The organism is Streptomyces sp. NPDC005374, assembly GCF_042872225.1.
Lineage (GTDB): Bacteria > Actinomycetota > Actinomycetes > Streptomycetales > Streptomycetaceae > Streptomyces.
The window spans coordinates 248,001-258,015 of record NZ_JBIAKA010000016.1 but is presented as its reverse complement, the minus strand read 5'-3'; the positions used below and the strand labels follow the sequence as shown (position 1 = coordinate 258,015).

The window sequence follows — 10,015 nt, the reverse complement described above, 5'->3', positions numbered from 1 at the left end:
GAGTGGGCCACCCCCCAGGCACGCCTGCCGAAACTGGCGAAGATGTTCCAGCTGATCGAGGAATGGACCGCGGCCCTGCCCAAATGGCAGGTCCTTCAACAGCTGAACGCCCACAACATTCCCTGCGGGCCGATCCTGTCGACCAGGGAGATCATCGAGGACCGCTCACTGGCCGACAACGACATGATCGTCGAGGTCGGACACCCCGAACGCGGCACCTTCACCACCGTCGGCAACCCCCTCAAACTCTCCGACTCACCCACCACCATCACCACCCCACCCCTCCTCGGCCAACACAACGAAGACATCTACATCGGCGAACTGGGTCTCGGCGACGAGGAGTTGCGTCTGCTCAGGTCCGGCGGGGTGATCTGACGTGGGGAATCGGAGCCACGTTTCCGGGCCGTTGGGCGGTGGTCCATGACGTGAACGAGCACGGGGTCCGGCGACGGTGCGCGTCGGCCGACCCCGGAGATCCGTGCGCGCACGAAAGGAATTTGGACAGGGGGCGCTGGCCAGATCTTTCGACGCAAGGAGTGCTTGAAGACTATGACAACCATCGACTACTCGTCGTCCGCCACCTTCAGGGAGGTGACGGACCGCAACGGCCGCGTGTACCGGATCGGGGAGACCGACCGGCACATCATGGGACGACCACGATGGACCATGGTGCTCTTCCCGTGGATGGGCATGCTGGGCATCAGTTCCTCGGAGTACGCGTTCACGTCGGCCGAGGACACACTGCACGAGGCGCATCTGTGGAGCAGTGGCCACATCTTCTGGCTGATGGGCGTCTGGGTGTTCTTCCAGGCGGCCGTGGCCTTCCCGGCCGGGCAGTTGCGGGAGAGCGGAAGGCTCCCGGCCCGCTACGCGATGATGGTCGGCGCGCTGGGCACGATCCTGGGCTATCTCTCGCTCGCGTTCGCGCCGAACGTGATCGTCGCCTATCTCGGATTCGGTGTGTGCAGCGGCATCGGCGCCGGTTTCGTCTACGCGACCTGCGTGAACATGGTCGGCAAGTGGTATCCGGAACGCAAGGGCGGCAAGACCGGCATGGTCAACGGCGGTTTCGCCTACGGCTCGGTGCCCTTCGTCTTCCTGTTCACCTCGTACATGGACCTGAGCAACTACCGGGGCGTCCTGGTCACGGTGGGTCTCGTCTGCTGTGCCGTGGTGGCGTTCGCGGGCTGGTTCTTCAAGGACCCGCCGAAGAACTGGTGGCCGCCGCACGTCGACCCGCTGAGGATGACCGACGACCCGAAGATCCGGCGGGCGCTGGAGAAGAACCCGCCGGCCGTCAAGCAGTACACCCCGCGGGAGGCCGCGCGTACACCCGTCCTGTGGATGATGTGGTTCTGTCTGCTCTGCACGGCCGGGATCAACATCTTCGGCATCGCCTTTCAGGTGCCCTTCGGCAAGGACATGGGCTTCGCGGGCGGGATCGTGGCCACGGCGATGTCCCTCAAGGCGATCGTCAACGGCACGGGCCGCGGCGTGATCGGCTGGATCTCCGACAAGTTCGGCCGCCGCAACACGCTCATCATCGTGTGTCTGGTGCTGGGCACCGCCCAGTTCGGTGTGCTGATCTCGGGCCAGATGGGCAGCATGCCGTTCTTCCTCTTCTGCTCCATGGTCTCCGGCTTCGGCGGCGGCGCGATCTTCCCGCTGTTCGCCGCGATGACGGCCGACTACTTCGGTGAGAACAACAACGCCTCCAACTACGGCATGGTCTACAGCTCGAAGCTCATCTCGGGTCTGGTCGGCTCCGGCGTCGGCTCGATCGTGGTCGGCGTGTGGGACTACGAGGGCGCGTTCGTCCTGGCCGGGTGCATCGGTCTGGGCTCCGCGGTGCTGGCGACGTTCCTGAAGGCGCCTGGCAGGCCCAAGACGAGTCGCAGGACCGTCCCCAACCCGCAACCGCTCGGCGAGGAAATGGCCTGACATGACGGCAGATCCGTACGCAGCACGCAGCGAGACCGACAAGACCGCACACTCCACCGCCGCGCACCGTCCCTACCGAGAGGTGACCGACGCGGGCGGCCGCGTCTACCGTGTCGGCGAGACCGACCGGGACATCCTCGGCCACTCGCGCAAACTCATGGTGTATCTGCCCTGGCTCACCATGATGGCCATCAGCGTCTTCGAGTACGCGTACGGCTCGGCCGAGGACACCCTGTCCCACGCCCACGGCTGGACGCAGAGCAACACCTTCTGGATCCTCAGCGTCTGGGTCTTCTTCCAGGCCGGCATCGCGTTCCCGGCTGGATGGCTGCGGGAGAAAGGGAAACTGACGGCTCGTCAGGCCATGTACGTGGGCTCGGGTATGTGCATGGTCGGGTTCCTCGCCCTGTCCCACCTCGACAACGTCCTGCTGGCGATCCTGGGATTCGGCGTCGTCGGAGGCATCGGCGCCGGGCTGGTCTACGCGACCTGCATCAACATGGTCGGCAAATGGTTCCCCGAACGCCGGGGAGCGCGGACCGGGTTCGTCAACGGCGGCTTCGCGTACGGATCACTGCCCTTCATCTTCATCTTCAACTACGGCTTCGACACCGCGAACTACCACCGCGTCCTGGACCTGATCGGCTGCTACATCCTGATCGTGGTCGTCGGATGCGCGTTCTTCTTCAAGGACCCGCCGAAGAACTGGTGGCCCGCGGACATCGACCCCCTCACCTACGGCGGCAACGGGAAGGGAGGCGCCGCGCTCGCCAAGAACCCGCCTGCGGTACGGCAGTTCACGCCGAAGGAGGCCATCAGGACCGGCATGCTTCCCCTCATGTGGATCGCCCTCGTCATGACCGCGGGAGTCTCCATCTTCGGCATCTCCTTCCAGGTCGACTACGCGAAGGAGGTGGGTTTCGGCCCGCTGGTGGCGGCCTCCTCCATGGGTGTCATGGCGGTCATCAACGGCGTCGGCCGCGGGGTGGTGGGCTGGCTGTCCGACAAGTGGGGCCGCAAGTCCACGCTGGTGTTCGTGATCGTCGTCCTGGGCCTCGCCCAGTTCGGCGTGATCTGGGCGGGCGACATCAAGAGCCAGTCGCTGTTCCTGGTGTTCGCGTTCCTCTCCGGGTTCGGCGGCGGCGCGTTCTACCCCCTGTTCGCGGCGCTCACCCCGGACTACTTCGGGGAGAACTTCAACGCCTCCAACTACGGCCTGGTGTACAGCGGCAAGCTGATCAGCGGCCTGTTCGGCGGCGGTCTGGGCTCCATGGTCGTCGCGGCCTGGGGCTATGACGGGGCGTACGCCCTGGCCGGCGTCACCTCGATGCTCGCGGCTGCGATCACCCTCCTGCTACGACAGCCGGGCAGGCCCCGGAGCGGCATCCCCACCGCACAGCCACAAGCGGCGGCCTGAGCAAGGCGGTTGTGACAATCAGGCGGCCCTCCCCCACGACGTTCGCCGGGGGAAGGCCGCCTGACGCGGCTGCCCGTGGGACGAAGCCGGTCCCGCCCGACCCGGTGGCCGACGAGGTGAACCAGCCCCGCCCGTCGGCTACTTCTCGCGGTCGTGGTACATCTTCCGCGTGTGTTCGGTGTGAGCGCGCATGACGGCGGTGGCGCGCTGCTCGTCGCGGTCGGAGATGGCGGCGATCAGCTCACGATGCTCGATCCAGGACTGCCGGCCGCGCTGGCGGGCGATCGGCGTGTAGTACCAGCGCACCCGACGGTCCACCTGCCCGGCCAACTCCGCGAGCACCGCGTTACCCGCCAGCTCCATCACCTTCGCATGGAAACGGGCGTTCAAAGCGACCGCGCCGTCCACATCGTCCCCGGCGACCGCCTCCTCACCCTGCCCGCACAACACCTCCAGAGCGGCGATACCGGCACTGCCCGCGTTCACGGCGGCAAGCCGAGCCGCCTCCGCCTCCAACAACGTACGCACCGTCAGCAGTTGATCCGCCTCCTCGTCCGTGGGCTCATGCACGAACGCCCCCTGCGCAGGCCGCAGATCCACCCACCCCTCGGTGTTCAACCGCTGCAACGCCTCCCGCACCGGCTGCCGCGACACCCCCAGATGCCCCGCCAACTCACTCTCCACCAGATGCTGACCCGGCTGAAGCGCCCGCGTCGTGATCAGCTCGAGCAGCGCCCCGTACACACGATCACGCAACGGACCAGGACGCTCGAGCCTGGGCACCGCCCCGTACGGCAGTCCTGTCGTCGGCAACATTGCGGTCCCTCCTGAACAGGTCATCGCTGCACCTGAGCCGATGATGAATTGGCTTTCGCCTACAGTCTACGGCGCACAACCGCCACGAGCGTGGGCCGTACAGGGGTGTATCGGCAGCTCACGGCGCTCAGTGACGTCACAACCCTTGCTGCGAACTCACTCCATCCTGTAGACAATATCCAGTCGACAAAGTCGGCAGTTCCTCGGTCACCCTCACCGAACGGAGCTCCCACCCATGAAAGTCGCAATCCTCGGCGCCGGTGCCATCGGCGCCTACGTCGGCGCAGCGCTCCATCACGGCGGCGCCGACGTCCACCTCATCGCCCGCGGACCCCACCTGGCCGCCATGCGCCGGCAGGGCGTCCAGGTCCTCAGTTCCCGCGGTGACTTCACCGCCCATGTGCACGCCACCGACGACCCGGCCGAGATCGGCCCGGTCGACTACGTCTTCCTCGGGCTGAAGGCCAACTCGTACGCGGCGTGCGGGCCACTGATCGAGCCCCTTCTCCACGGCACGACCGCGGTCGTCGCGGCCCAGAACGGCATCCCCTGGTGGTACTTCCACCGGCACGGCGGCCCGTACGACGGCCACCGCATCGAAAGCGTGGACCCGGGCGGCGCGGTCAGTGCGGTGCTCGCTCCCTCCCGGGCCATCGGGTGTGTCGTCTACGCGGCCACCGAGCTCGAAGCCCCGGGTGTCGTACGGCACTTGGAAGGCACTCGGTTCTCCATCGGTGAGCCCGACCGCAGCCTCTCCCCGCGGTGTCTGGCCTTCAGTGAGGCCATGCGGGCGGGCGGTCTGAAGGCCCCGGTCGAGGCGAACCTGCGCGACGACATCTGGCTCAAACTGCTCGGAAACATCTCCTTCAACCCGATCAGCGCACTGGCCCGCGCCACCATGCGGCAGATGTGCCTGCACGGCGGCACCCGCAAGGTCATCGAGACCATGATGGCCGAGACCCTGGCCGTCGCCGAGGCCCTCGGCTGCAGCGTCGGCGTCTCCATCGAGCGCCGTCTCGCCGGCGCCGAACGAGTCGGCGACCACCGCACCTCCACCCTCCAGGATCTGGAGCGCGGCAAGCCACTAGAACTCGACGTCCTTCTCACCGCCGTCATCGAACTGGCGGAGATCACCGGTGTGGACGTCCCCACCCTGCGCACCGTCCACGCTCTCTCCGACCTCCTCGCCCTCCGGTCCGCCGCATGACGGAACCGGGTACCCGAGCCATCGGAGCCGGCGATCGGCTCCGGCCGAACGCCGGCAGCCAGGTCCCGATGGCCCATGCGATCGGCCGGGAGATCATCCGGGCGGGCCTGACCGACCGGACGTTCATCGACGGCGCGACCTCAGGTTTCGCGGAGTACGAAAAGCTCGTCGAGCCCTGGACGTTGTCGCTCGCGGTGAAAGTGACGGGCGTACCGTCGGCTGTCATAAGGGAGTTGGCGCACGCGTCCGCCCGCGGTGAGCCGTGGCTCGTCCTCGGAGTGAGGGCGCAGGGCACCGACGAGCTGCGCGCGCTGGCCAACCTGTCGCTGCTCACCGGCCGCGATCACACCGATCGAGGGCGGCGCGCACCCTTCCACCTCGTCGAGCACCCCCCTCCCGTCGAGCTGACGGATGAACGCTTTCCGGTCCGGCTCACCGAGGGGAGTCGTGCCGGCTCGTCCAACGGGCGCGTGCGGAAAGGGGGCTCGACGACATCACTGCGTCGCACCGAGTGCGTCGAGCTGAGCCCGGAGGACGCCGGGCGCTACGGCGTGGTCGTCGGTGAGGAGGTGCGGGTCGTCACCCGGCAGGGATCGACGACGGCGCCGGTGTGGGTGGATCCGGCGCTGCCGCCCGGTCTGGCGTTCATGACCGTGCGCCCGTCGGAGGGGAAGGACGCCAACCTGCCTGCTGCCAGGGCCGGTTGTCCGATCGTGGGGGCCGCGGAGTTCAGGGCCGCCGCGATCCGGATCGAGAAGATGTCCGTCGTGGCGATACGGAACTGAGGCCGGACATGGGACGAGTGACGGAACGACGCAAGGTGATCCGCATCCGCGACGGGGCCATCTCCTCCCGCCCCGACACACTGGTCGCCGAGGAGCATTCCTGCGCGGCCACTCCATGAACGGCGGGACCCCGAGCGGCGGGGAGCGCCCCCTGCGCCCTCGGGGTCCCGCCTCACTCGTGCGCGGTCAGCACTTCTCCCGCAGCGAGTGCAGGTACTCGCTGGAGCGGCGTGCGAAGGTGAACGACTCGGTGGGCTGGTCGTGTTCGGCCTGCCAGTGGTGGGCCAGGCGCTCGCCCCGCAGTCGGGTCACGGCGGAGATGAACTTCTGGTAGTCGATGTCGCCGTCGCCGACGTCGGTCATGCGGTAACCGTAGGTGTTGGCCGGGTCGCTCACGCCGTCCTTGACGTGGAAGAGCGGGTAGCGGTGGGGCTGCCTGAGAACGTAGTTGAGGGGTTCGAAGGGGGCCGGCGTGCCGTCGGGCCGCTTGGAGAAGCGGAACTGGCCCGAGTACGCCCAGAAGATGTCCATCTCCAGGAACACCAGGTCGGGGTCGGTCTCCTTGAGCAGCACGTCGTAGAGACGGACCTTGAGGTTGTCGGTGGCGAAGGAGAACTCCTCGGAGTGGTTGTGCTGGTAGAACTTCATGCCGCGTGCCTTGGCCGCGGCTCCGTAGGTGTTGAACTCCTCGGCGGCACGCTTCCACGCGTCGACGGTCGAGCCGTAGCGGAAGGGTCCTGAGGCGGTGCCGATGTGCTTGAGGCCGAGCGCCTGGGCGTCGTCGAGGACCTTGGTGAGGTTCTGGGCGAAGGTGTAGGCGTTCGGGTCGTCCGAGTAGTAGCCGACATGGCTGCCGATCGGGTTCAGGCCGTGGCTGTGGGCCAGCCGCTTGAGCTGGGCGAGGGTGATCGGTCCGGCCGAGCCCTGGGTGTAGCCGGCGAACTCGACCTCGTCGTAGCCGTATTTCTCCAGTTCGGCGAAGACGGGGGCGAAGCCGAGGGTGGAGACCTTGTCGCGGAGGCTGTAGAGCTGGATGCCGAGGCGGCCGGGGGGCAGGACGGGGCGGCCGCGGCCGGATGTCTTGTCGGCTGCCTCGGTGGCTGCGGTGGCCGGGACGGCGGCACCCAGCAACGCGGCCGCGGTGGCACCGGCGGCCACGCCGAGCATGCCTCGTCTGGTGAGGCGGTGGGTGAGTTCGGGGTCGGGCTGGGACATGCGGCTCATGTCTGGTGCTCCTCGGGTTCGGAGGGCGTTGTCAGTGGTGGGTGCTTCACTGGTGATCAGTCAGGAAAGACCGGCCAGTCGGAGCAGGAGCGACTTCACGTCGGTGGCCGCGATGCGGTCGCCGACTGCGCGGGGGGTGGAGCAGATGAGGAGCGGACCGTCGTCGTCGCTCTCGGGGAGGCGGCCGTGGCTGCCGCGAATAGGTGACGGGTCGAGGGGCACGACCGCCATGCGATAGCGCAGGCCGAGTTTCTTGCGGGCCAGTGCGGTGGCGGCCTTGACCTTGACGTAGGGGTCGAGCGGGTCCATGAAGAGTTCGACCGGGTCGTAGCCGGGTTTGCGGTGGATCTCGACGAGCTGCGCGAAGTCGGGCGCGCGGTCGTCGTCGAGCCAGTAGTAGTACGTGAACCAGGCGTCCGGTTCCGCGACGGCGATGAGTTCGCCGGACCGCGGGTGGTCGAGGTGGTGGGCCTTCTTGCCCTGGTCGTCGAGGAGTTGCTCGATGCCGGGCAGGCCGTCGAGGGCGGCGCGGGTGGCGTCCAGGTCCTCGGGGCGGCGCACATAGACGTGGGCGATCTGGTGGTCGGCGACCGCGAAGGCTCGGGATGCCATGGGGTCGAGGTACTCCATGCCGTCCTGGGTGTGCACTTCCAGCAGGCCGGCGCGGCGCAGGGCGCGGTTGATGTCGACGGGGCGGTCCACGCGGGTGATGCCGTACTCGGACAGCGCGACGACGGTACGGCCTTCCGCGCGGGCGTCGTCCAGGAGCGGGGCGAGCGCGCGGTCCAGGTCGGCGGCGGCCTTCAGGGAGCGTGGGTCGTCGGGGCCGAAGCGCTGGAGGTCGTAGTCGAGGTGAGGGAGGTAGCAGAGCGTCAGGTCGGGGTGGCGGGTGCCCATGATGTGGCGGGTCGCGTCGATGATCCACTGGCTGGAGACCAGGTCCGCGCCGGGTCCCCAGAAGTGGAAGAGGGGGAAGGTGCCGAGTTTTTCGGTGAGTTCGTCGTGCAGGGCCGGGGGCCGGGTGTAGCAGTCGGGTTCCTTGCGGCCGTCGGCGTAGTAGACGGGGCGGGGGGTGACGGTGAGATCGGTGTCGGCGCCCATGGCGTACCACCAGCAGATGTTGGCGACGGTGTAGCCGGGGTGGGTGCGGCGGGCGGCGTCCCAGATCTTGTCGCCGGCGACGAGACCGTTGTGCTGGCGCCACAGGAGTACGTCGCCGAGCTCGCGGAAGTACCAGCCGTTGCCGACGATTCCGTGCTCCGAGGGGTGGGTGCCGGTGAGGAAGGTGGACTGGGCGGCGCAGGTGACGGCGGGCAGGACGGTGCCGAGCGGGGCGTGGGAACCGGACCGGGCGAGGGACTTGAGGTGGGGCATGTGGTCGAGGAGACGGGGGGTGAGGCCGACGACGTCGAGGACGAGGAGGGGGGTCGGTTTCGCCCCGGGAGGTTGAGGGCTCATGGCAGTTCCTTCAGGCCGAGGTCTGTCAGCAGGTCGCGCGCGAGGGTGAGTTCGGCGGCGATGCCGTCGGCGAGCTGGGTGCGTCCGCGGGGGCGCAGTGCCGGCGGGAGGGTCTGCCAGGTGTAGGTCTCGACCTCCAGATGGCGGGTGAGCGGGTGGGGGCCGCCGACCAGCCGGGTCAGCGCGGCCTTCAGGACCGGGAGGGTGGAGGTGAGGGGGGTGGCGGGGGCCGCGTGCAGCGGGACGTGGAAGTGGGCGCGCCAGGGTGCGCCGTCGGGCAGGGCTTCGCCGGCGAGGGCCTCGCCGAGGTCGTCGGTGCCGCGCAGCCCGGCGGAGGTGGCCGTGCGGGTCTGGTGCAGGAAGCGCGGTTCGTCGAAGGCGGCCAGTGCCTCGCGGACCTCGGGGAGATGGGGGTGTTCGGCGTGCAGGGCGGCGGAGAGCTGGGTCTTGACGACGGGTACGCGGGCCGCGGTGAGTGCGTCCAGGGCGGTGTGCGGGTCTTCGAAGGAGGTGGCGAGGTGACAGGTGTCGACGCAGATGCCGATGCGGTCGTGGGCGATCGCGGACAGTGGGCCGATGGCGTCCCCGGTGGTCTCGACGACACAGCCGGGTTCGGGCTCCAGGCCGATGCGGATGGAGCGCCCGGTCAGCTCCTGGAGGGCGTCGAGGCGTTCGGCGAGGGTGATGAGGGCGGTGCGGGCCTTGTCGGCGCTCCCGTCGTCGTAGCCGGTGCGCCAGGCGAGCGGCAGGGTGGAGATGGTGCCCTCGGTGACGTCGTCGGGCAGGAGTCCGGTGAGGACGCGGGCCAGGGCGGTGGTGTGGTCGAGGCGTTCGGGGTCGGTCCAGTCCGGCTTGTAGACGCGGTACTTGACCTCCTCGGCGCCGAACCCGTCGTAGGGGAAGCCGTTGAGGGTGACGACTTCGAGGCCGCGTCGGTCGAGTTCGGTGCGCAGGTCACGCAGCGCGGAGGGGTCGCTGACCAGGGCGTGGGCGGCGGCGCGGGCGAGCCACAGGCCGATGCCGAGGCGGTCACGGCCGAGGCGGCGGCGGACGGGTTCGCAGTGGTCGCGGAGTTGCGCGAGGACGCCGTCGAGGGTTTCGGCGGGGTGGACGTTGGTGCAGTAGGCGAGGTGGACGGTGGTGCCGTCGGGGTGGCGGAAGCGCATG

The 10,015-nt window shown here is 68.6% G+C and carries 8 protein-coding genes and 2 pseudogenes; 6 read left to right on the top strand and 4 right to left on the bottom strand.

Annotated features, from left to right (window positions below):
* The 3 genes from ACFYRX_RS34975 to ACFYRX_RS34965 all read left to right on the top strand — a co-directional run.
* A partial coding sequence (locus ACFYRX_RS34975) for a CoA transferase (RefSeq protein WP_389108705.1) occupies positions 1-375 on the top strand: 375 nt, incomplete at its 5' end.
* A gap of 174 nt (positions 376-549) precedes the next feature.
* Complete coding sequence (locus tag ACFYRX_RS34970) at positions 550-1,941, top strand: OFA family MFS transporter (RefSeq protein WP_389108702.1); 1,392 nt, start codon at positions 550-552, stop codon at positions 1,939-1,941.
* Between the two features lies 1 nt (position 1,942).
* Positions 1,943-3,358 carry an OFA family MFS transporter gene (locus tag ACFYRX_RS34965; RefSeq protein WP_389108700.1) on the top strand — a complete coding sequence of 472 codons (1,416 nt, stop codon included), beginning with the start codon at positions 1,943-1,945 and terminating at the stop codon, positions 3,356-3,358.
* 138 nt (positions 3,359-3,496) lie between these two features.
* On the opposite strand, the gene ACFYRX_RS34960 is transcribed toward ACFYRX_RS34965, so the two are convergent.
* Positions 3,497-4,171: a GntR family transcriptional regulator gene (locus ACFYRX_RS34960; protein ID WP_389108736.1), complete on the bottom strand. Its 675-nt coding sequence runs from the start codon at positions 4,169-4,171 to the stop codon at positions 3,497-3,499.
* 238 nt (positions 4,172-4,409) lie between these two features.
* On the opposite strand from ACFYRX_RS34960, the gene ACFYRX_RS34955 reads away from it, so the two are divergent.
* From ACFYRX_RS34955 to ACFYRX_RS34945, 3 genes and pseudogenes are all read left to right on the top strand, one after another.
* On the top strand, positions 4,410-5,381 hold the full coding sequence (locus ACFYRX_RS34955; RefSeq protein ID WP_389108698.1) for a 2-dehydropantoate 2-reductase: 972 nt from the start codon (positions 4,410-4,412) through the stop codon (positions 5,379-5,381).
* 47 nt (positions 5,382-5,428) lie between these two features.
* A pseudogene (locus tag ACFYRX_RS34950) lies at positions 5,429-6,166 on the top strand (molybdopterin dinucleotide binding domain-containing protein); the annotation flags it as partial.
* Between the two features lie 8 nt (positions 6,167-6,174).
* A pseudogene (locus ACFYRX_RS34945) lies at positions 6,175-6,261 on the top strand (sulfurtransferase FdhD); the annotation flags it as partial.
* 91 nt (positions 6,262-6,352) lie between these two features.
* On the opposite strand, the gene ACFYRX_RS34940 reads toward ACFYRX_RS34945, so the two are convergent.
* The 3 genes from ACFYRX_RS34940 to eboE are packed head-to-tail and all read right to left on the bottom strand — an operon-like array spanning position 6,353 to position 10,014.
* Positions 6,353-7,390 carry a sugar phosphate isomerase/epimerase family protein gene (locus tag ACFYRX_RS34940; protein WP_389108696.1) on the bottom strand — a complete coding sequence of 346 codons (1,038 nt, stop codon included), beginning with the start codon at positions 7,388-7,390 and terminating at the stop codon, positions 6,353-6,355.
* A gap of 60 nt (positions 7,391-7,450) precedes the next feature.
* On the bottom strand, positions 7,451-8,848 hold the full coding sequence (locus tag ACFYRX_RS34935; RefSeq protein WP_389108693.1) for an alkaline phosphatase family protein: 1,398 nt from the start codon (positions 8,846-8,848) through the stop codon (positions 7,451-7,453).
* Entirely contained in the window at positions 8,845-10,014 is a 1,170-nt protein-coding gene (eboE, locus tag ACFYRX_RS34930) for a metabolite traffic protein EboE (RefSeq protein ID WP_389108690.1), read from the bottom strand. The genes ACFYRX_RS34935 and eboE overlap by 4 nt, the downstream gene beginning before the upstream one ends.
* Between the last annotated feature and the right edge of the window lies 1 nt (position 10,015).

Bases quoted from the DNA above. Each gene is read 5' to 3' on its own strand.
- ACFYRX_RS34970 (WP_389108702.1), top strand. From the start codon at position 550: ATGACAACCATCGACTACTCGTCGTCCGCCACCTTCAGGGAGGTGACG.
- ACFYRX_RS34965 (WP_389108700.1), top strand. From the start codon at position 1,943: ATGACGGCAGATCCGTACGCAGCACGCAGCGAGACCGACAAGACCGCA.
- ACFYRX_RS34955 (WP_389108698.1), top strand. From the start codon at position 4,410: ATGAAAGTCGCAATCCTCGGCGCCGGTGCCATCGGCGCCTACGTCGGC.
- ACFYRX_RS34940 (WP_389108696.1), bottom strand. From the start codon at position 7,390: ATGAGCCGCATGTCCCAGCCCGACCCCGAACTCACCCACCGCCTCACC.
- ACFYRX_RS34935 (WP_389108693.1), bottom strand. From the start codon at position 8,848: ATGAGCCCTCAACCTCCCGGGGCGAAACCGACCCCCCTCCTCGTCCTC.
- eboE (WP_389108690.1), bottom strand. From the start codon at position 10,014: ATGCGCTTCCGCCACCCCGACGGCACCACCGTCCACCTCGCCTACTGC.